The following is a 20,559-nucleotide window of genomic DNA, read 5'->3' as shown; positions in this document are numbered from 1 at the left end:
AGGAGACCCCGGGAATGGCTGCAGCCAGCGGGGCAGGGGCGGCTCTTGTCCTCAGGCCGCTTTAAGCCGGGTCACCAGGCCGTCGATGGAAGCGACGAGCTGTTCGAACCCGGACGTCAGTGTTTCGCTGGTAGCGCCGATGCTCTGGCCGGAACGGCCTGTTTCCTCGGCAATTTCACTGACGCCGCCGATATCGCTGGAGACCTGCTGGGTGCTGGCCGCGACTTCGGACATGCTGAGCGAAATCTTGCCCGTGGCCTCGCCCTGTTGGGTCACGGCATCGGCGATGGTGGCAAGGGAGGTGTCGATACGCTTGATGATGGTGGAGATGCGCTCGATGGCGGCCACCGTCTCTTCCGTCTCGGCCTTGATGGCATTGATCTCGCCGGTGATTTCCTCGGTTGCGTTGGCGGTCTGGCCGGCCAGCGTCTTGACCTCGGTTGCCACCACCGCAAATCCCCGGCCGGCTTCACCCGCACGTGCCGCTTCGATGGTGGCGTTGAGGGCCAGCAGGTTGGTCTGGCTGGCGATGTCGTTGATGAGGTTGATCACCTCGCCGATGCGGTCGCTGGCGGTGCGCAGGCCATTGACGGTGCGGTCCGCCCGCTCGGCTTCGCCCACCGCTTCACGGGCAATGGTGGTGATGCTCTTGATGTTGGTGTCGATATCGCGCACGGCGCCGTTCAGCTGCGTTGCCGCGGCGGCTACGGTGTTAACGCTGCCGCTGGTCTGGGTCGAGGCATTGGCAACCGCCATCGCCTGCTTGTTGGTGCGGTCGACATTTTCGATCAGCAGGCGGGTCTGCTCCCGGATGTTGGAGAGCGCCTCGGAAGCGGTGGTGGCCGCGCTCTTCACCGTCTGGTCGATATCGCCGGCAACATTGTGTAGCAGGCGGCGCTTCTCGGCCTCGGCAGCCTGCTTGCCTTCTTCCTCGCGCAGCTGGGCGGCGCGCATGGCAAGGCCGTTCTGACGGAAGATTTCCAGCGCCTCCGCCATCTCGCCCAGCTCGTCCTTGCGGCCGCGGGCATCGATGTTGATGTCGAGGTCGCCGGCAGCCAGCTGGCGCATCTGGGCGGTGAGGCGCCGCACCGGGTTGGCGATGGCACGACCGACGAGCAGCACGATGGCGAGGGTCAGCACCAGAGCGGCGCCGGCGCCGATCAGGCTGGCCCAGCGCACCGTACCGGCTACCCGCGCCATGTCGGCATAGGCCGCATCGGTCTCGGCATTGGCGCTGCCCACCAGCTTCTTGAGCCCGGTATCGAGCGCCTCGAAGGAGGATTGTGCCGACCAGATGAAGGAAACCGCGCCGGTAAACTCGATATCCATCATGCCGAACACCTGATCGGTGAGGTCATGATATTCGGCAAGGGTGGCTTCGGTCTGCTTGATGAGGTCGGCCTGCTCGGCTGTCAGATCCTTGCGGGCGCCAAGCTGCTCGGCCTTCTTTATCGCCTCGTCAAAGGTCTGGGCGAAGCTGGCCTTGGCCTTGTTGAGATTGTCATCAGGCACGCCGGCGGCCTTCCAGGTGCTGATTACATAAAGCTCGGTATGGGTGCGGGCGACATAGTCGCTGATCTCGGCGGCGATACGGGCCTTGGCGGCGGCACCATCCCGAAGCTCCGTCAGGCGCTGGTTCTGCTGTTCGAGTACCCGGTCGCTGAGCGCGGCAAGGCCGATGATGCACAGCAGGGGAACGACCGGCAGCAGGGAAACCTTGCCGCTGAGCTTCAGATTGGAAAACCAGTTCGCCATCGTATGAATTCCTGAACAACTAATCCGAAAGAGATGGAAGGTTTGGCCTGTCCGGCCCCTACTCAGGCCGAGCGGGCAGCCGGTTTGCGGCTTCTGCCGGTAGAGGGAGGACGTGTCCGTGGTGCCGGGAGCGCTGCGACGGTTGTACCCGGTGTCGCTTCCGCGGCACGGGCAAGCGCATCCGGCAGCGGAGCGCCGTCGAGCTTGGCTTCGATATGGCCGCTTTCGCTGCGGTAACGGGCGATCACACCGCTCGCTGCCTCGTAACCGGCGGCAATGCCATGATCGAGATTGCTCCAGGTCCAGTCATAATCGATGTCCATCGATACCGGGATTTCGATGACACGGACCGGCCGCTGCTCTTCCTTGATGTGGAACTTGAAGAGCTTGATGTCGTCTTCGCTTACCGTGGCGGCAAACAGCATGACGAGGTTGTTGAGCGCATCCAGCAGGTTTTTCGGCGGGCGCGCCTGGCTGACATCCAGCAGGCGGCTGACCCACACTTCCTCGATATCCGGGTGGCGCTGGAGAATGTCGGCGAAGTTGACGGTGTCGATCACCGCCCCTTCGGCGAACTGCATGCCGTCGATCTCGACCGGGTCTTCGATATAGGGCAGGGCGGAGTTGGCCACCAGGCTGCGCGGCTCGATGCGGCGGATCGCGCCCTCCGGCCGGTTGGAGAACAAGGTCGCCTCCCGCCGGGTCAGGTTATAGGCGTTGTGATAGAGCGTCGGCCGGTCCGCTTCATAAAGACGGTCGAAGGGGATGCGCGCCAGCACCGGCGAGTTCGGATAATAGACGCGGGAAAGCCCGAGCACCGGCGACAGGTAGATCGCGCTGGTCCAGAAGCGGATGACAGGATTGGGTGCCATGAACGCATTGAGGATCAGGGCATTGAGATTGCCCTGCGTCCACTGGCTCGGATCGGTTGCAAAGGAAAACAGCGCTTCGCCGGCCGTCCGGATCATCTCCGGCACCACAAGGCCGCTATAGCTTGCCGGATCGGTCACGTAATTGAGGAAGGCCAGTGTGTTGGCCTGCCAATCCGGCGCGAAAATCGTGGCGATGGGGAATTTTGCGTAATCGGCATCGGGGCGGAAAACGGTGCGGAAGAAATCACGCGCCGTTTCGAACTCGCGGCCCGGGTCGGCCGTGTTCCACAGGATGCCGAGCCAGGAACCGATGCTGGAGCCGGTATAGATATCGAAGTGGATATCTTCTTCCTCATGCAGCCGCTTGAGGGCGCCGAGGCTGAGGCCGACAGCCGGTCCGCCGCCGGCCAGTGCGATCGCTCTCTTCATCCGGTGCATCTCCCTGTGCTGGGTCAGGGCCGCCGCCCACCGGGGCTTCAGCCCTTTACGCTGCAACGCACAATTATCTAGCGACTCACTACGAAAAGTTGTCAATAGGCATAATTTAATATGCTAATCGGACATTGCTGTTTTCTGGAGCGTTTTAAAAAATGTGAAATGCTTCAATTTGATATAAATCTAAATGGTAAGCCGTCGATTCATTTTTCTTCTTCAGTGCATGTATTCAAAATTCTATTTTGAGTAAAAATAGCGCTACAGTTTTATTCGAATGACCGGGCGGCCTCTCGTAATGCGGGTGGTCGCCCGGCACGTCTCAGTTGCGCCGCAGCAAGCGGCCAAGCCCTCGCGACGCTGACGGGGGCGGTGGAAAGAAATAGTTTTCCAGCGCCTGTGTCGCCGCGATCTCGCCCTCGGCGATCCCGTTTTCGAGATTGGCGAGCGTCCAGTGGTAATCGATTCCCGTCGAGACCGGGATTTCGATCAGCCGGCACGGGCGGGGATGGTTTGCCAGGGTCTGCCGCAGCACTTCCACATCCGAGGCGCTGAGCGAGGCGGCAAAGGTCATGATCAGGTTGGTAAGCGCGTCCAGCAGTGTTTCCGGCGGCTTCAGCTGCCGGTGATCGAGCAGGCGGCACACCCAGATCTCGTCAAGATCGGGATGGTTTTTAATGAGGTCGGTGATGGTAAGGGCATGGACAAGCGCGCCTTCGGCGAAGGGCGTATCGTCAATCAGCACCGGGGCCTCGATAAAGGGCAGGGCCGAATTGGCCGCGAGGCTCTCCGCCGTGATGGGGCGATATCCTTCGTGCGGGTGGTTGGAGAACATCTCCAGCTGGTTGGTCTTGAGGTTGAAGGCGCTGTGATAGAGCGCCGGCATGCCCTCGTCATAAAGCCGCGCCAAATCCAGCGCGGTCACGCTGTCGCTCTCATCCATATGCATGCGTGACAGGCCGGTGATCGGTGCCCGGTACATCGCGCTTGTCCAGAAGCGCACCAGCGGATTGGGCGCGATCATATGGTTGAAGGCGATGTTGCAGGCCTGGTCGTAGGTCCATTCGCTTGGATTGCCGGCAAAGCGGCTCATGGCGCCGGCAGCCTCATGCATCATGCCCGGCACGACGAGGTTGCGGTAACTGTCGGGATCAGTGGCATGGCTCATCATGCCCTTGGCCAGTGCGCCCCAGTCCGGCACGAACATCGGCGGAACCGGGAAGCGATCATAATGTTCGGCGGGGCGGAACACCCGGCGAAAAAAGTCATGTGCCGCCGCAAAACGCTCGCCTTCCGGCGCCAGCGCCCAGACGGCGCCGAGCCAGGAGCCGACGCTGGCCCCGGTGATGACATCGAACTCCAGCGATGCCGCTTCCAGCTTGCGCAGCGCACCCAGCGCCAGACCGACTGCCGGCCCGCCGCCACCCAGAATGATTGCTCTCTTGATCATGGCCGCCTGACACTTTCTTCAAGGCGGGCGCTTGACCTTCCCAGGAACCGGCCTTTCTCGAAACTGGAAGGCCTTTTCTTTTCAAGAGCTTGCCGGTTGTCGCCGGGGCTATTGCATAAAGGGTTGCTGAGAGTTTATCTCAGGTCAACATATGGTTGTTTAATAGATTTTTGCTCAATATTTATCGCCTAATCATCCAGCCATGGAACCATCGGGCTTTCTTGTCCGATCCGCTCCAGCATACCGCGCTTCTGTTGCCATCCGATGGCAAGCCGGGGTCAGGATAGATCAAAAGAAAACGCTCCCCGGTTGGCCGGGGAGCGTTTTCTTGACTTTCACGCCGGGCGGCTAGTCGCCCGGGATCCGGATAACCGGATCAGAGGGCCAGCGACTTGCCGACGGAGCCCAGATCCTTGAAGGCCTCATCAAGGCGCTCGATCATGCCCTGCTCGGCAGCGCGCACCCACTTACGCGGGTCGTAGTACTTCTTGTAGGGGGTGCCGTCGTCTTCGATCTGGGTTTCGAAGGCGCGGGTATGGGCCTTCACATAGTCGCCGACCGGCTTGGAATAGGCGAACTGCGTGTCGGTATCGATGTTCATCTTGAACACGCCGTAGGTCAGCGCCTCGGCGATCTTTTCCTTCTCGGAGCCCGAACCGCCGTGGAACACGAGGTTCAGCGGATTGTGGCCAAGTTTGTGACGCTCGGCGACCAGCGACTGGCTGTTCTTGAGGATCTCCGGGCGCAGCTTGACGTTGCCCGGCTTGTAGACGCCATGCACGTTGCCGAAGCTGGCGGCCACGGTGAACTCGCCGAGCGGGGAGAGCAGGTCATAGGCCTGCAGCACGTCTTCCGGCTGGGTGTAGAGGTGCGGGTTCTCGGCGGCATCGTCAATGTCGTGGCCGATGCCGTCTTCCTCGCCGCCGGTGACGCCGAGCTCGATCTCAAGCGCCATGTCCATCTTGGCCATGCGCTTCAGCATGCTGGCGCTGAGGGCGAGATTGTCTTCCAGCGTCTCTTCCGAAAGGTCGAGCATGTGGGAGGAGAAGAGGGGGGCGCGGCCGGCGGCCACTTCGGCCTCGGAAGCGGCAACCATGCCCTCAACCCACGGGATCAGCTTCTTGTTGGCGTGGTCGGTGTGCATCACGACGCAGATGCCATATTCCTTGGCCACCATCTGGGCGTGGCGGGCAGCGGAAACCGCACCGATGATGCGGGCGCGCAGCGCATCGGCAAGGCCCATGCCGGCGAAGAACTGGGCACCGCCGTTGGAGAGCTGGACGATCACATCGGACTTGTTGCGGGCCGCAGCTTCCAGAACGGCGTTCAGGGTCGACGTGCTGGTGACGTTGACGGCGGGCAGGGCGTAGCCCCCGGCCTTGCAGGCCGCAACGAGGGTCTTGTAGGCCTCGCCAGTCACCACGCCTGCGGGCAGGCGGGGAGCCGAAGTGGTGGCGGCGGTCATGGGTTGCTCCTTGTCGATCCGTGATCAGCATGAAAAAGCAGGGTGCGGCGGCCATCCGTTTCGACCGGCCGCCGGCGGTCGGCGCGCATCCTACTGCCGCCCGGCGCGGGCGGCAATGGGATGTGGTTTCGAATTCTTTTCTTTTTCTCTTTTCTTTGCTTTTCGCCGCTTTCCTTGTGACGCCCGGCAAGGCCCCGCAAGGGGCTTGCCGGTCCTGCCGTCAGGAGGCGCCGAAGACGTTGTTGAGCTGCCGGCCGACCCGGACGAAGGTCGTGCGCTTGGACATCTCCTTCAGCGTCCGTGCACCGATATAGGTCATGGAGGAACGCACGCCACCCAGAATCTCGCGGATGGTGGCATCCACCGGGCCGCGATACGGCACTTCCACCGTCTTGCCTTCGGAGGCGCGGTATTCGGCAACGCCGCCATGCCACTTGTCCATCGCGGTGTCCGAACTCATGCCATAGAATTTCATGCGCTTCGGATTCCCGTCGATGATCTCGCCGGTGCACTCGTCATGGCCGGCGAACATGCCGCCCAGCATCACATAATCCGCGCCGGCACCGAAGGCCTTGGCCACATCGCCCGGCACCTGGCAGCCGCCGTCCGAGCAGATAAGGCCACCGAGGCCGTGCGCTGCGTCCGCACATTCGATAACGGCGGACAGCTGCGGGTAACCGACACCGGTCATCTTGCGGGTGGTGCACACGCTGCCGGGGCCGATGCCGACCTTCACGATATCGGTGCCGGTGAGGATGAGTTGCTCGACGAGGTCGCCGGTCACCACATTGCCGGCCATGATCACGCTTTCCGGCCAGCGCTGGCGGAACTCGGCGACGAAATGGACGAAGGCTTCCTGATAGCCGTTGGCGACATCGAGGCAGATGCGGTCGGGCATGTTGTTGCCGGCGCCGGCCTTCTTCATCGCCTCTTCAAAGGCGGCGTGCTTCTCCACGTCGCGGGAGGTCGCGCCGTAGGAGAGCCAGACATGCGAGCGCAGCGCCTCGTCGGCCCCGGAGAAGAACTGTGTCAGCTGCTCGACGCTGTAGAACTTGTGCAGCACCGTGTTGCAACCGTGCGCCGCCAGCGCCCGCGCCATCTCGATTGTGCCGATGGTGTCCATGTTGGCGGCCATCACCGGCACGCTGGTCAGCGTCTTGCCGCTGTGGCGGGCCTTGAAGCTGCGGGCAACATCCACTTCAGAGCGGCTCTTGAGGGTCGAGCGCTTCGGGCGGATGAGAACGTCGGAAAAGTCGAGCTTGAGATCTTCCTCAATACGCATGGTTACTCCGTGGTCCCGCGGGCGGGGCCTTAACAAAGGGGCGATCAAGGTCGAAGGGGGAGGCGGCGCCCTGATGGCATCCTGGGGGCACGGGAAGGGCGCGGCACCAAATCCTTGACGAGTGCATCTAGTCGCACTGACGTCCGGCTGCAAGCGCGGAAATGACATAATGCGGCATTGAGACCCGGTACTGCGGGTAATTTTCCGCCTGCCGGGATGCGGAAATGCGAAACGTTCCCGTCCACACGGCCCTTTATGCTATTGAAGCGGCAAGCATTGCCAGCAATCGGACCTTCATGATCATGCCGGATACCGCTCTTTCCGCCTTTTCCCTGCCGCCCGCCGGTGCGCTGGGCGCCGAGATCATGGCCCGTGCCGACAAGCTGGCCGAGGCGAGCGAAGGCGGTCCGGGTGTTACCCGCCTCGTCTGCTCGCCCGAACAGGCACTGGCCTACGAATTCATCCGTGGCTGGATGGAAGCCGCCGGCATGACCACCCGTATCGACGATGTCGGCAATCTCGTCGGCCGTTATGAAGGGGAGAAGCCGGGCCAGCCGGCCCTGATGACGGGCTCGCATCAGGATACGGTGCGCCAGGGCGGGCGCTATGACGGCATGCTGGGCTTTCTGGTGCCGATCAGTGCCGTCGGGGCGCTCAACAGGGCCGGCGTGCGGCTGCCCTTCGCCATCGAAATCCTGATTTTTGCCGATGAAGAGGGCGTGCGCTATTCCACCAGTCTCTTCGCCAGCCAGGCCATCGCCGGCACCTTCGATATGAAGGTGCTGGAGGAGATGGACGAAAACGGCATCTCCCTGCGCGAGGCGCTCACCGATTTCGGCTGCAACCCCGACAATATCCCGCAGATCCGGCGCCAGAAGCACGATGCGCTCGGTTTCTTTGAAGTGCATATCGAGCAGGGGCCGGTGCTGGAGGCGAAAAACCTGCCGGTAGGCGTGGTAACCGCCATTGCCGGCGCCGATCGCCTCAACCTCACCGTCCTTGGCATGGCTGGCCATGCCGGCACCGTGCCGATGAAGCAGCGCCACGACGCGCTGGCGGCGGCAGCCGAGATGGTGCTGGCGGTCGAGCGGGTGGTGAGCGCCCATCCCGGTATGGTCGGCACCGTTGGCCGGCTGGAGACCCTGCCGGGCGCCATCAACGTGATCCCCGGCGAAGTGCGCTTCACCATCGATCTGCGCGGGCCGGAAGATACCCGCCGCAAGGCCCTCCGGGCGGAGCTGCTGGCCGAGCTGGAGGCGATTGCCGAAAAGCGCGGGGTTACGCTCAATCACACCCTTATCTATGAGATGCCGGCAACCCCGTGTTCGGCTTCCATGATCGGGCAGGTGGAAGCTGCCGTGCGCTCTGTCGGCGTTGAGCCGTTGCACCTTTATAGCGGTGCCGGCCACGATACGATGGCGATGGCCGACCTTACCCAGGTGGGCATGCTCTTCGTGCGCTGTAACCGCGGCATCAGCCACAACCCGGCCGAATCGATCACGGCAGAAGACGCAGATGTGGCCGCACGCGTGTGGCTTAACTTTGCGCTTAACTTCAGCGCTGCCTGAATAAAGCGTGCCCTGAAGTGTGCTGTGTTGTAGAGGGCGTTACTTCCGGCTGCGGATATAGATCGACCGATGCATTTGCTTGGTTGACGGGGCTGGCTGTGGACGCGGAGAGTAAGGCAGCGTTGCAGGACCGGTGGGGTAAGGGCGAGCGGCGGTGAGTTCCAGGGACAAGGAGCCAGTGACGGTCAGGCGTCGCCTGGGAGCGATGCGGGTCAGCCGCATCCTGCAGACTTCCTTTCTCATCGTGGCCTTGCTGGCGCTGGTGCCGGCCGCCGTCTCGGTGGTGTGGAGCAACCGGCTGACCGGGGTGTTCGAGGACGTTGCCACCACCCGCTTCGACAGTGTCGCCGTTGCGCTCGACCTCGACCGCACGACCGAGGTTCTGGCCTCCCGCGTTTCCAAGATACTTGGCGGCCGCACGCTGGAAGCGCGCGCCCGCGATATTGCCTCCGTGGAAGCGCTGGTGCGCGAGGTCGGCAACAGCGTTCACCGGCTGGAGGGGCTCAGCGGCCTTACGCCCGTGCTGCGGGTTATCGCCGACCGGGCCAATGGCCTGATCGAGGTGATGGGGCGTCTGGCCGAAGCGGCGCGTGAGGTGGATGCCACCCGGTCCCGCGCCGATGCCGCCGAGGCGCGTGTCCATGCGCAGGTCGACCAGATCAACATGCTGATCAATGGCTGGATGCATGATGCCGCCGATCCGGCGGTACCGTGGGAGACGGTGGGCGAGCATGCCCTGCGCCGCTCCATGGCGGACATCACCGAAGTGGGCCGCTCGGCGGAAGGGATTGCCAACCGCGTCATCAGCCAGTCGCAGGCCGGCAGCTCCGATGTGCTGCGCAGCCAGTGGGACCAGGCCGAACTGGAGATCGACGGGCTCATTACCCGCGCCCAGGCTGCCCCGCTCAATACCGGCAAGGAGATCGCGGCCGGTCTGGTGCGGCTGCGACAGGTGCTGGGGCGGGAGAGCGACGACGGCTTCATGGCGATTCAGGAGCGTCTCTTTACCGAGCAGGCGCTGTTGACGGCGCTGACGCAGAGCAGCGAAGGCATTGCCGAGCAGCTTTCAGGCCTTGCGCGCGATCTGGTGGACCGCACCCGCCAGAGCGTCGAGATGCTGCAGGCGCAGACCCGCGGGTCGCTCTCGGCCATGAATATCGCCATGCTGCTTTCAGGCGGCCTGTCGGCGCTCATTTCCGTGCTGGTCGGCTGGCAATATGTCGGCCGCGTGGTTATCCAGCGCCTTGACCGGCTGCGCCGGGTGATGCTCGCCATCAGCCGGGGCCATCACAGCGCCCATGTGCCCAATCTCGGTGCCCGCGACGAAATCGGCGAAATGGCGCGCACGGTGGAAATTTTCCGCCGCAATGCCGCCGAACTCGACATGCGCAACGAGGAGCTGGGCGTGCGGGCGCGCGAGCTGCGCGATCTCGTCAACGCGCTCAGCCATGCGCGCCGGCAGGCGGAAACCGCCAACCTTGCCAAATCCCAGTTCCTTGCCAGCATGAGCCATGAGCTGCGCACGCCGCTCAACGCCATCATCGGCCTTTCCGAGATGCTGATCGAGGAACTGCAGGACCATGAGGTGCCGGATGCCGAGGACAGCCTCAGCCGTGTGGTAACCGCCGGCCGGCACCTGCTCGCCCTCATCAATGACGTGCTCGACCTCTCCAAGATCGAAGCCGGCAAGATCGAGCTTTATCCAGAGACGATGCCGGTGATGCGGGCCTGCCGGGATATTGTCGAGACTGTGCGCCCGCTGGCCCAGCGCAACGGCAACCAGCTTCTGATGCGGGCAACGGGCGGCGACCCCGGAACCATCGTCACCGACCCGGTGCGCTTCGGCCAGACGCTGATGAACCTGCTCGCCAACGCCTGCAAGTTCACTGAAAAGGGCACCGTCACGCTCGATATCCGGCGCGAGGGCGAGCGTATGATCGTCTTCGAGGTGCAGGATACCGGCATCGGGATCAAGCCGGAGAATCTCGAGAAACTGTTCCGCGATTTCAGCCAGGCCGAACCCGACATTGCCCGCCGTTTCGGCGGCACAGGGCTTGGTCTTTCCATCAGCCGGCGCTTTGCCCGCATGATGGGCGGCGATGTGAGCGTTGCCAGTGTGTTTGGTGAGGGCTCCACCTTTAGCCTCATGCTGCCGGTGGAGATGGAAGAGTTCGCCGGCGAGGCGGCAGCGGAAGGCGCGTCAGAGACCTTGCCCTTGCCGCCGCCGACCCGCCGTGCCGGGCAGGAGCGCGAAGCGCAGATCCTGTTTGCCGAACCGGAGCCGGAACTGGGCGAACGCCTCGATGCCCTCGCCGGGCGCCTGGGGCTGACAGCCGACCGGGTGGCGGACGGGTTGACGGCGCTCGACCATCTGCGCTCGCACGTCTTTGCCGCCGTTTTTGTCTCGGCGATGGTGCAGCGCATGGACCCGTGGTCGCTGATGTCCGCCATCATGGCGGAAGGCGGCGGGCAGACGCGTACACCTTTTCTTTTCTATGGCGTCCAGCGTGAGGGCGGGCAGGGCATTGCCTTCGGTGCCGCGGCGCTCACCGAAACGGCGGCGGATCGGGAGCGGCTTGCCGCGCTGGTGCGCGGGCTCGACCGGCCGCAGGGCAATGTGCTGCTTGTGCAGTCCACCCCGGCAGAGCAGCAGAGCCTTGGCACGTTGCTGGCCGGGCTCGGCTGGGTTGCCCGTACCGCCGTCGATGCGCGCGATGCCGCCGACCTCCTGATGGGCAGTGACCTGTACGATCTTTGCGTGGTCGATATCGGCCATGAGGAGACCGACGGCATTACCTTTATCGAGGCAGTGCGGGCGGATGACCGGTTTTCGCTGATGCCCATCATCGTCACGGCCTCGGCGCGGGTGATGGCGGAGGAGCGGCAGGCGCTCGTCTCGCGCATTGCGCTGGCGGTCGAGCGCGGCTCGACCGATATCGAGGTGGTGTTTGCGGCGCTTACGCCTTTCATCGCCCCGGCCGGCCTGCAGCGCGCCACCGGTGAACCGGCACGGGCTTACTCGGCCGCTTCCTGAGGCGGCACCAGCTTCATCACCTCTTCCGGCAGGTCGCCGCGGGCATGGCGGGCGGCAAAGGTCAAAAGGGCCATCTGGCTCAGCGTGTCGGTAATGGTGCCGTCCAGCGCCAGCCCGACCGCTTGCCATACTGGCAACCGCCATAGGCTGAATTCCTCCGTCTCATCCAGCGCCATCTCTCCGGCTGCAAGATCCCAGCAAAGCCAGGCTTCCCCGGCGCCATCCGTCGAGCTGTTGGAAAGGGTGGTACGGTTGAGCAGCGCGCTTTTCCCGGCAACAAGGCCGGTTTCTTCGGTCAATTCACGCAAAGCGGCTTCGTGCAGGTTCTTGCCTACAGGCGCGCCGCCGGCGGGCAGCTCCCAGCACAGCCGCTCCAGCGTATAGCGCCATTGCGCTACCAGCATCGTGTTGCCCTCGGCGTCGATGGGCATGGCAAGGGCGGCGCGGTTTTGCATATGCACCACGCCATAAAGGCCCGGCGTACCGTTGGGGCGGATCACGTCATATTCGCTGACCCGGATCCAGGCGTTGGCGTAGATCGGCCGTACCGCCAGCGTTTGCCAGGGATTGTGCGTCGGCGCTTCGCTGTGGTGATCCACATGACGCACCCGGTCGGCCGATGGCTTGTGATTCTTGGTCATCGGGCAGGGTCCTTCATAATGTTGCCAGCGGGCTGCGCTGCTTTTTGATGGCGCCGATCAGGGCATCGGCCGCGCGGTCGATATCAGCTTCGCGGGTAAAGCGGCCAATGCCGAGGCGCAGGCTGACGCTGATCCGGGCGGCGTCGAGCCCGATGGCCTTGAGGCTGGGGCTCGGTTTGCCGGCGGCATCGGCGCAGGCTGAGCCGGTGGAGGCGGAAACCGTGTCCATGAGCTCCAGCAGCAGAATTTCGGCGTCGATACCGGCAATGGTGAGGTTAAGGTTGCCGGGCAGGCGCGGAGCTACGCCCCCGTTGACGCTCACTCCCTCAAGGGCACCGGAAAGACGCGTCAATAGCCGGTCGCGCAGCGCCGCAAGGCGGGGCCATTCGCCGGGCCCCTCAAGGCGCATCAGCCGGGCGGCTTCTCCGAACCCTGCGGCCAGCGCGACAGGCACCGTACCGGGGCGCAAAGCGCCCTGCTGGCTGCCGCCGTGCAGAAGGGGCTGGAGCCCAAGAGGCGGTGCCGGGCGGATATAGAGCGCGCCGATACCGGCAGGCCCGTAAATCTTGTGGGCGCAGAGCGTAACCAGATCGAGCCCGAGGGCCGGGGCATCCAGCGCCATGCCGGCAACCGCCTGCGAGGCATCGCTATGCATCAGCGCGCCGGCGCTGCGCGCGAGGGCGGCAATCCCGGCAAGCGGCTGGATCGTGCCGATCTCGTTATTGGCCGCCATGACGCTGACGAGCCGTGTGCGTGGACCAATCAGCCGGGCTGCGGCCTCCAGATTGACAAAACCGTCTGCGGTGACCGGCAGGATATCGACTGTGAGGCCGCTGCGCCGGGCGGCTTCGCTGACACTGGGATGCTCGAAGGCGCTGATGGCGAGGCGGTCACGCCCCGCGGCGGCGGGCAGGCCGAGGATGGCCTGATTATTGGCCTCGGTACCGCCGGAGGTCAGCAGGATGGTTTCTCCCGCTACTCCGATCAGGGTTCCGATTTCGGCCCTTGCCGCTGTCAGCGCCGCGCGGGCGGCAAGGCCGGGGCGGTTGGTGGTGGAATGCGGGTTGCCGAAACGGTCCTTGAAGAAGGGTAGCATGGCGTCCAGCACCCGCGGGTCGAGCGGTGTGGTTGCCTGATGGTCGAGAAAGACCGGCTGACCGGTGCCTGCTTCAGGCTCAGCCGGCATTGGCGGCCACGGTCAGGCCGCGCTCCAGCAGCTCGGCTGCAATGGAAATGGCGATCTCGCGCGGATGTTTTCCGGTCTTGTGTCCGGCGCCGATGGGGCAGACCAGCCGCTCCAGCGCCACCTCATCGATGCCGCGCGCCTTGAGACGTGCCTCGAAGCGGGCGCGTTTGGTGCGCGAGCCGATCAGCCCGACATAGGGCATGTCTTCGCGCTTCAGCGCCGCTTCCACCAGCTCAAGGTCGAGGTCATGGCTATGGGTCATGATGGCAACCAGGCTGCCCGGCGGTGCCGCGGCGATTTCGGCAAGCGGGGCATCTGTCAGGCTTTTTTCGGTGTTGGCGGGCAGGCTCTGCGGAAATTCCTCCGCGCGGGGGTCAATCCAGCGCACCGGCACCGGCAGGCCACCCAGCACCTCCACCAGTTCGCGCCCGACATGGCCGGCGCCGAACAACAGCAGCGCGGCGCGCGGGGCGGGGAAGGGCTCCAGCAGCAGCGTGACATGGCCGCCGCAGCACTGGGCGATTTCCGGCCCAAGAGGAATATCGATGAAAACCGGCGTGGCGCTGCCTTCGGCAATCAGCCGGGCGGCTTCGGCCTCGGCGCGTTTTTCCAGCTGGCCGCCGCCGATGGTGCCATGCGCCTTGCCGTCCGGGCCGAACACCATCTTGGCACCGGCCTCTCGCGGGGTGGAGCCAGCAACCCGGGCGACGGTTACCAGCACCGCTGCCTGCCGCGCATTGCGCAGCGCCGCGAGGGAATCGATCCAGCTGCGCAAAATAGACAAGCCCCGAAATACGTGACGACGGTGTTTCCGGGCGGAGTTTCGGCGTTCGGTGATGGCGGCGTCAAGCGCCGCTCCCATATGCCGGAAAGGCCGTCAGCAGCCTGCCGGGGTGCAGAAACAAGAAAGGGCCCCGGCGCCGCGCTGGCGCCATGGGGCCCTTTGATCTTCCGTCATCCTGCACTCACCGGCCAGCCATCCTCATCAACGGGTGGCTGGGCCTTCCCGTGAGGCTTAGCGACCGGCGCGCTGCCAGGTGCCGTTGATGATGGCGTTGAAGTCAGCCGGGGAGATGCCCATGTCGGACATTTCGCGAGCGCTCAGGCTCTCCAGCTCGCGGCGCAGCTGGGCGCGGCGGGTGAATTCGTTGACCTGATTGCGGACCATCTGGCCGAGGCCGAAGAAACGGTTGGCAACCGGGAAATCAACACCACGAGAAGCAACAGCCTTGCTCATCTCTTTTCTCCTTGCATTAGCGCGTCGTCCACATCGGGCGCCGCGGCGTTCATCCTGTCGGGGTTCTCGACGTCTGCCGGCCCTTGCCGGTGGCGTGAACCGCTCACGAGGAGAATGTGACAGAACTCGGCCATGAGGAGTCATGGAGCTTTTGCAGTGCAGTATGCATGGAGAGCAAAGCTCGGAGCGCATGGCTGCCATGCTGACAGTATGGGCAGTTTTCAAACTGCTGCCATAATGAGCACGAGGTGCGGTTTTCCCGGATTTCTGCGCTCAGTAGGGTCACTGGCTGACAGCAACGGGAAGGTTGACACAGGTGTCGAGGAACCCAGGCGGCTTACGCTGCGGTGCAAAATAAGAAAGGGCCCCGGCGCTGCGCTAGCGCCACGGGGCCCTTTGTTTTTCATCGTCCGGCGTCCGCCGACCAGCCAGCCTCATCGTTGGGCGGCTGGTCTTTACCGAGGCTTAGCGGGCAGCGCGCTGCCAGGAGCCGTTGACGATGGCGCCGAAGTCAGCCGGGGAGATGCCCATGTCGGACATTTCACGGGCGCTCAGGCTTTCCAGTTCGCGGCGCAGCTGGGCGCGGCGGACGAACTCGTTCACCTGGTTGCGGACCATCTGGCCGAGGCCGAAGAAACGGTTGGCAACACCGAACTCGACACCATGAGAAGCAACAGCCTTGCTCATCTCTTTTCTCCTTCGTTTCGCGCGTCGTCCACATGGGCGCCGCGGCGTTCATACAGTCGGGGTTCTCGACGTCTGCCGGCTCTTGCCGGTGGCGTGAACCGCTCACGAGGAGAAGGTGACAGAACTCGGCCTTGAGGAGTCATGGGGCTTTTGCAGCGGACCATGCACGCAGAGCAAAGCTTGCGGTGCATGGCTGCCATGATGCCGGGATAGGCAGTTGTCAAACTGCCGTCATAATGGGCATGCGGTCTATTGGCCGGGGCGGTAGGGCCAGTTGGGCAGGCAGAAAAGGCCGCCATCGACCATGATGGTCTGCCCGGTGATGAAGCCCGCCTCAGGCCCGGCCAGCATCAGCACCGCACTGGCTACATCCTGCGGCTGGCCAACGCGCCGCAGCGGGGTGATAGCGCCCCAGGTCTCGGCATAATCCGGCGATTCAAGCCGTGTGCGTTCAATCTCGATGGCGCCCGGCGCCACGCAGTTGACGCGGATGCCATGTTCGCCGAGTTCTGCCGCCGCCACCTTGGTGAACATTTCGATACCGCCCTTGGAGGCGGTGTAGTCGACAAGGCGCGGGAAGGCGATGCGGTTGCTACCGGAGCCGATATTGATAATCGCGCCGCCCTTTTTCGCTGCTACCAGCCGGCGGGCCGCAGCCTGCGTATTGAGAAAGCAGCCCTTGAGATTGGTACGGATCACCCGGTCCCAGTCTTCTTCGGCAAGCTCCAGCAGCGGCGCCCAGGTCTGCACCCCGGCATTGTTGACCAGCAGATCGGCCGCCCGGCCAAACCTCTCCAGCACGCCGTCATGGAAGTCATTGACCTCGCCGGCGATGCCGACATCGCTTTCAGCCTGCCAGACCCCGGCACCCGCCACTTCGGCGGTCCGCGCGGTCTCTTCGGCCTCTGCTGCCGCGCCCTTGTAGGTGAAGGCGACATCCCAGCCGGCGCCGGCCAGCGTCAGCACGATCTGCCGGCCGATGCCGGTACTGCCACCGGTGACGATGGCAAGTGGCTTTTCGACCGGCATGCCGCTCCTCCCTTTATGGGGTGTTCCCCGAAAGGGCCCGGCGTTGCGCCGCCGATGCCCCCGGAATGCTCTGTTACTGTCCGGTTGCCTGCCGCAATGCTTCTATCGCCATCAGCACCTGCTCGGGCGTGGCCGGGGCATCCAGCTTCGGGCTGCCCTTGTAGCCGATGGCCGCGCCGACAGCGTCCTTCAGGGCGAAGAAAACGGCATTGGCGAGCAGGAAGGGCGGCTCTCCCACCGCCTTGGAGCGGTGGATGGTCGGCTCGACATTCTCGTTCTCATAGAGCGTCACGCGGAAATCGCGGGCGATGTCGCGCACCGTCGGGATCTTGTAGGTGCTGGGGGCATGGGTGCGCAGGCGCCCGGCCTTGTCCCACCATAGCTCCTCGCTGGTAAGCCAGCCGGTGCCTTGCACAAAGGCGCCTTCGATCTGGCCGATATCGATGGCCGGATTGAGGCTGCGGCCGACATCATGCAGCAGGTCGGCGCGCAGCAGGCGGTATTCGCCCGTCAGCGTATCCACGATCACCTCAGCCACCGCCGCGCCATAAGTGAAGTAGTAGAAGGGGTGGCCGCTTGCCGTCTCCCGGCTCCAGTGGATTTTGGGTGTGGCGTAAAAGCCGGCGGCGCTCAGCTGGGTGCGTGCCATGTAGGCCGCCCTGGCAAGTGCGGCAAAGCTTATCTTCTCAGCGCCCGCTTCGACCATGTTGTCGGCAAACCGCACCTCTTCCGGCGCGCAGCCATATTTCCCGGCAGCAAAGGCGACAAGGCGTTCCTTGATCTGGCGGGCCGCATCCTGTGCCGCCATGCCATTGAGGTCCGAGCCCGAGGATGCTGCGGTGGCGGAGGTGTTGGGCACCTTGGAGGTGTTGGTGGCGGTGATCTTGACCCGCGCGACATCGATGCCGAACTCGCGCGCCACCACCTGCGCGACCTTGAGATAGAGCCCCTGGCCCATCTCGGTGCCGCCATGGTTCAGCATAACCGAGCCGTCGGAATAGACATGCACCAGCGCGCCGGCCTGGTTGAAATGCGTGGCCGTGAAGCTGATGCCGAACTGTACCGGTGTCAGATAGAGGCCCTTCTTCAGCACCGGGCTCTTTTCATTGAAGGCGCGCACTTCTGCCCGGCGCTTGTCATACTCCGCCTGCTCGGCGAGAGCCGGCACCAGCTCATGCAGGATGAAATCTTCTACCGGCTGGCCGTAATGGGTGCGCGTGCGCTCGCCCTCGCGGTCGTAGAAATTGACCTTGCGGACCTCAAGCGGCTCCTTGCCCAGATAGCGGGCGATCTCGTCCACCACCTCCTCGCCGGCCAGATAACCCTGCGGGCCGCCGAACCCGCGAAAGGCGGTGTTGGAGACGGTATGGGTCTTGTTGCGGTGGCCGGTGATGCGGGCGTTGGACAGGTAATAACAGCTGCCGGCATGGAACATCGCGCGGTCGACGACCGCATTGGTCAGGTCGCTCGAATAACCGGCGCGGGCATGCAGATCCATGGCAAGCGCCTCGATGCGCCCGCTATCGTCAAAGCCGACTTCATATTTGATTAGGAAGTCGTGGCGCTTGCCGGTCGCGATCATGTCCTCGTCGCGGTCGAGGCGCAGTTTGGCCGGCCGCCCGGTCTTGCGGGCGATGAGGGCGGCAATGGCCGCGATCTGTGCCGGCTGGGTTTCCTTGCCGCCAAAACCGCCGCCCATGCGCCTGACTTCTACCGTTACCGCGTGATCGGGAATGGCAAGCGAGCGCGAGACAAGATGCTGAACCTCGGTCGGGTGCTGGGTGGAGGAATAGACGAGCATATCGCCTTCTTCCTGCGGCACCGCATAGGCGATGTGCCCCTCAAGGTAAAAATGGTCCTGCCCGCCGACATTGAAGGTGCCGGAGAGCCGGTGTTTTGCCGTCGCCATTGCCGCCGCCGCATCGCCGGACTTCATGGTGAGGGGCGGCGCGACGGTTGCGTCGAGCTCGATCGCCCGCTCGATGGAAAGGATCGGCTCCAGATCCTCGTAAGTGATCTTCACCGCCCGGGCGGCAGCGCGTGCGGCTTCCAGCGTCTCGCCGGCCACCGCCAGCACCACCTGGCCCCAGAATTCGATCAGATCCTCGGCGATGATCGGATCGTCGAGCTTCACAGCGCCGAAATTATTGACGCCCGGTACATCCGCCGGGGTAAGGGCGGTGACGAAACCCGGAACCGCCTCGGCACCGGAGAGGTCGACGGAGAGAATGCGGGCATGTGCCCGGGTGGAAAGCACCGGGGCGATATGCAGGGTGCCGGCAACCTCGCGGATATCGTCGATATAGACGGCACTGCCGCTCACATGGCGCTCGGCGCTGTCATGCGCGTGGGCTGTTCCGGCATGGCCTTTTGCCGGCTGGGGCACCGCCGCGGTCTTGAGGCTGGTATCAGGCATAGTCATAAACCTCCAGCTCTGCTGCCGGCACACTGCCGCTTGCTTCCAGCTGGAAGCGGCGCAGCAGATTGGCAGCGGCAAGGGCACGGTAAGCGGCGCTGGCGCGCATGTCCGACAGCGGGCTGAAATCTTCCGCCAGTGCAGCAAGTGCCGCCTTGAGCGCGTCGGCATCGAAAACCCGCCCCTTAAGGGCGGCTTCGGCACCGGCAGCGCGTTTGGGAATGCCGGCCATGCCGCCGAAGGCCAGCCGCGCTTCCTTGACCACACCTTCCTCCAGCGTCAGCGCAAATGCGGCGCATACAGCAGAGATATCCTGATCGAAGCGCTTGGAAAGCTTGTAGGTGGCAAAAACCCGGCCCCCGAGCGGCGGCACATCAATCGCGGCCACATACTCATCCGGGGCGCGGTCGTTCTTCATATAGTCGTGATAGAAGGCCGCCAGTGGCAGGGTGCGGCTGCCGCGGGCCGAGCGCAGCGTGACCGTGGCACCCAGCGCCAGTAGCGCCGGCATGCTGTCGCCGATAGGCGAGCCATTGGCGACATTGCCGCCGAGTGTGCCGGCATTGCGGATCTGGCTGGAAGCAAAGCGCCGCATCAAAATGGCGAGAGAGGGATGATAGGCACCCAGCACCTCCGCTGCGCGGGCCAGGCTGGCGCCGCCGCCGATGCTCAGGCTGCCATCGCTGTGCGTGGTAATGGCATGCAGCGGTGCGCAGGCGCCGGTGTAGACAAGCGTCTTCAGGTCCCGGTGCTGCTTGGTAACCCACAGGCCGACATCCGTGCCGCCGCCCAGCAGGGTGGCGCCGGGGTGAGCGGCGAGGGCACCATCCATCTCTTCCAGCGTCACCGGTGCGACGAACTGCCGGCCCCCGGCGGTGTAATCAAGACCGGTGGTGCGCTTCAGTTCCTTGAGTGCTGAGGCCACACGGCCCTGCGCCGCGGCAAAACGGGTCTCGCGCGGCAAGGCATACATGGCGCGTGCCGCATCCATGATCGGCCGGTAGCCGGTGCAACGGCACAGATTGCCGGTGAGCTGGTCTTCGATGGCCGGGTTTTCCGGCGCGGCGTCTGCCTTCTCATACATCTCGAAGAGCGACATGACGAAGCCGGGGGTGCAGAAACCGCACTGGCTGCCATGTTTGTCCACCATCGCCTGCTGGGCCGGGTGCAGCGCGCCGGAGGGCGCGCGCAGATCTTCCACCGTCAGCAGCTGCTTGCCATCGAGCGTCGGCACAAACTGGATGCAGGCATTGACGGCGCGGTAGGCCACGGTCCCGTCTTCCTGTCCCGGCTCGCCCAGCACCACGGTGCAGGCGCCGCAGTCACCTTCGGCGCAGCCTTCCTTCGTGCCGCAGCGCCCGCCGGGGCCGCGCAGCCATTGCAGCACCGTCATCGTCGGATCGGCGCTGCTGATCTCCATGGGCTCTTCACCCAGCAAAAACCGGATAGACGTCGTCATCGTCCGTTCGCCCGCCTGCCTGTTCCGTGTCGTTCTTTTTTCTTTC

At 64.2% G+C, this 20,559-nt stretch carries 15 protein-coding genes; 2 read left to right on the top strand and 13 right to left on the bottom strand.

Annotation, left to right across the window (positions count from 1 at the left end; genetic code table 11):
• Positions 1-51 precede the first annotated feature (51 nt).
• The 5 genes from QTL98_RS13495 to QTL98_RS13475 form a co-directional block, all read right to left on the bottom strand.
• Positions 52-1,755, bottom strand: a complete 1,704-nt coding sequence (locus tag QTL98_RS13495; protein WP_445678987.1) for a methyl-accepting chemotaxis protein — start codon at positions 1,753-1,755, stop codon at positions 52-54.
• Between the two features lie 62 nt (positions 1,756-1,817).
• Positions 1,818-3,056, bottom strand: a complete 1,239-nt coding sequence (locus QTL98_RS13490; RefSeq protein ID WP_445678986.1) for a patatin-like phospholipase family protein — start codon at positions 3,054-3,056, stop codon at positions 1,818-1,820.
• A 325-nt stretch (positions 3,057-3,381) separates the two neighbouring features.
• Complete coding sequence (locus QTL98_RS13485) at positions 3,382-4,509, bottom strand: patatin-like phospholipase family protein (RefSeq protein ID WP_445678985.1); 1,128 nt, start codon at positions 4,507-4,509, stop codon at positions 3,382-3,384.
• A gap of 376 nt (positions 4,510-4,885) precedes the next feature.
• The gene (gene fbaA, locus QTL98_RS13480) at positions 4,886-5,974 is read right to left on the bottom strand and encodes a class II fructose-bisphosphate aldolase (protein WP_445678984.1); all 1,089 of its coding nucleotides are present in this window, start codon (positions 5,972-5,974) and stop codon (positions 4,886-4,888) included.
• Positions 5,975-6,194: 220 nt separating this feature from the next.
• Positions 6,195-7,256 carry a GMP reductase gene (locus tag QTL98_RS13475; RefSeq protein WP_445678983.1) on the bottom strand — a complete coding sequence of 354 codons (1,062 nt, stop codon included), beginning with the start codon at positions 7,254-7,256 and terminating at the stop codon, positions 6,195-6,197.
• A 224-nt stretch (positions 7,257-7,480) separates the two neighbouring features.
• On the opposite strand from QTL98_RS13475, the gene QTL98_RS13470 reads away from it, so the two are divergent.
• Together QTL98_RS13470 and QTL98_RS13465 are read left to right on the top strand one after the other, a co-directional pair.
• On the top strand, positions 7,481-8,824 hold the full coding sequence (locus QTL98_RS13470; protein WP_445678982.1) for an allantoate amidohydrolase: 1,344 nt from the start codon (positions 7,481-7,483) through the stop codon (positions 8,822-8,824).
• A 178-nt stretch (positions 8,825-9,002) separates the two neighbouring features.
• A complete protein-coding gene (locus QTL98_RS13465) occupies positions 9,003-11,858 on the top strand; it encodes an ATP-binding protein (RefSeq protein WP_445678981.1) in 2,856 nt (951 codons plus the stop codon).
• On the opposite strand, the gene QTL98_RS13460 is transcribed toward QTL98_RS13465, so the two are convergent.
• From QTL98_RS13460 to xdhA, 8 genes are all read right to left on the bottom strand, one after another.
• A complete protein-coding gene (locus tag QTL98_RS13460) occupies positions 11,840-12,499 on the bottom strand; it encodes an NUDIX domain-containing protein (protein WP_445678980.1) in 660 nt (219 codons plus the stop codon). The two genes, QTL98_RS13465 and QTL98_RS13460, sit on opposite strands and share 19 nt — an antisense overlap.
• Positions 12,500-12,512: 13 nt before the next feature.
• The gene (locus QTL98_RS13455) at positions 12,513-13,685 is read right to left on the bottom strand and encodes a cysteine desulfurase family protein (protein WP_445678979.1); all 1,173 of its coding nucleotides are present in this window, start codon (positions 13,683-13,685) and stop codon (positions 12,513-12,515) included.
• Positions 13,675-14,469, bottom strand: coding sequence for a xanthine dehydrogenase accessory protein XdhC (gene xdhC, locus QTL98_RS13450; RefSeq protein ID WP_445678978.1), 795 nt, complete (start codon positions 14,467-14,469; stop codon positions 13,675-13,677). The genes QTL98_RS13455 and xdhC overlap by 11 nt, the downstream gene beginning before the upstream one ends.
• Before the next feature lie 231 nt (positions 14,470-14,700).
• The gene (locus QTL98_RS13445) at positions 14,701-14,922 is read right to left on the bottom strand and encodes a YjiS-like domain-containing protein (protein ID WP_445678977.1); all 222 of its coding nucleotides are present in this window, start codon (positions 14,920-14,922) and stop codon (positions 14,701-14,703) included.
• A 465-nt stretch (positions 14,923-15,387) separates the two neighbouring features.
• A complete protein-coding gene (locus QTL98_RS13440; RefSeq protein WP_445678976.1) occupies positions 15,388-15,609 on the bottom strand; it encodes a YjiS-like domain-containing protein in 222 nt (73 codons plus the stop codon).
• 249 nt (positions 15,610-15,858) lie between these two features.
• Positions 15,859-16,638, bottom strand: a complete 780-nt coding sequence (locus tag QTL98_RS13435) for an SDR family NAD(P)-dependent oxidoreductase (RefSeq protein ID WP_445678975.1) — start codon at positions 16,636-16,638, stop codon at positions 15,859-15,861.
• 73 nt (positions 16,639-16,711) lie between these two features.
• Complete coding sequence (gene xdhB / locus QTL98_RS13430; RefSeq protein ID WP_510637489.1) at positions 16,712-19,060, bottom strand: xanthine dehydrogenase molybdopterin binding subunit; 2,349 nt, start codon at positions 19,058-19,060, stop codon at positions 16,712-16,714.
• On the bottom strand, positions 19,047-20,513 hold the full coding sequence (xdhA, locus tag QTL98_RS13425) for a xanthine dehydrogenase small subunit (RefSeq protein ID WP_445678973.1): 1,467 nt from the start codon (positions 20,511-20,513) through the stop codon (positions 19,047-19,049). Before xdhA ends, xdhB begins: the two co-directional genes overlap by 14 nt.
• Positions 20,514-20,559: the final 46 nt, after the last annotated feature.

Source organism: Radicibacter daui (genome assembly GCA_030657355.1).
GTDB lineage: Bacteria > Pseudomonadota > Alphaproteobacteria > Radicibacterales > Radicibacteraceae > Radicibacter > Radicibacter daui.
Note: the sequence above shows the minus strand (reverse complement) of the source record. Positions and strands in the feature narration are given on the sequence as shown.

What these genes read in the sequence shown, in the direction of transcription:
- xdhB (WP_510637489.1), bottom strand. Translation starts at nt 19,060, where the DNA reads ATGACTATGCCTGATACCAGCCTCAAGACCGCGGCGGTGCCCCAGCCG.
- QTL98_RS13470 (WP_445678982.1), top strand. Translation starts at nt 7,481, where the DNA reads ATGCGAAACGTTCCCGTCCACACGGCCCTTTATGCTATTGAAGCGGCA.
- fbaA (WP_445678984.1), bottom strand. Translation starts at nt 5,974, where the DNA reads ATGACCGCCGCCACCACTTCGGCTCCCCGCCTGCCCGCAGGCGTGGTG.
- QTL98_RS13485 (WP_445678985.1), bottom strand. Translation starts at nt 4,509, where the DNA reads ATGATCAAGAGAGCAATCATTCTGGGTGGCGGCGGGCCGGCAGTCGGT.
- QTL98_RS13495 (WP_445678987.1), bottom strand. Translation starts at nt 1,755, where the DNA reads ATGGCGAACTGGTTTTCCAATCTGAAGCTCAGCGGCAAGGTTTCCCTG.
- QTL98_RS13460 (WP_445678980.1), bottom strand. Translation starts at nt 12,499, where the DNA reads ATGACCAAGAATCACAAGCCATCGGCCGACCGGGTGCGTCATGTGGAT.
- xdhA (WP_445678973.1), bottom strand. Translation starts at nt 20,513, where the DNA reads ATGACGACGTCTATCCGGTTTTTGCTGGGTGAAGAGCCCATGGAGATC.
- QTL98_RS13475 (WP_445678983.1), bottom strand. Translation starts at nt 7,256, where the DNA reads ATGCGTATTGAGGAAGATCTCAAGCTCGACTTTTCCGACGTTCTCATC.
- QTL98_RS13490 (WP_445678986.1), bottom strand. Translation starts at nt 3,056, where the DNA reads ATGAAGAGAGCGATCGCACTGGCCGGCGGCGGACCGGCTGTCGGCCTC.
- QTL98_RS13440 (WP_445678976.1), bottom strand. Translation starts at nt 15,609, where the DNA reads ATGAGCAAGGCTGTTGCTTCTCATGGTGTCGAGTTCGGTGTTGCCAAC.
- QTL98_RS13435 (WP_445678975.1), bottom strand. Translation starts at nt 16,638, where the DNA reads ATGCCGGTCGAAAAGCCACTTGCCATCGTCACCGGTGGCAGTACCGGC.
- QTL98_RS13455 (WP_445678979.1), bottom strand. Translation starts at nt 13,685, where the DNA reads ATGCCGGCTGAGCCTGAAGCAGGCACCGGTCAGCCGGTCTTTCTCGAC.
- QTL98_RS13445 (WP_445678977.1), bottom strand. Translation starts at nt 14,922, where the DNA reads ATGAGCAAGGCTGTTGCTTCTCGTGGTGTTGATTTCCCGGTTGCCAAC.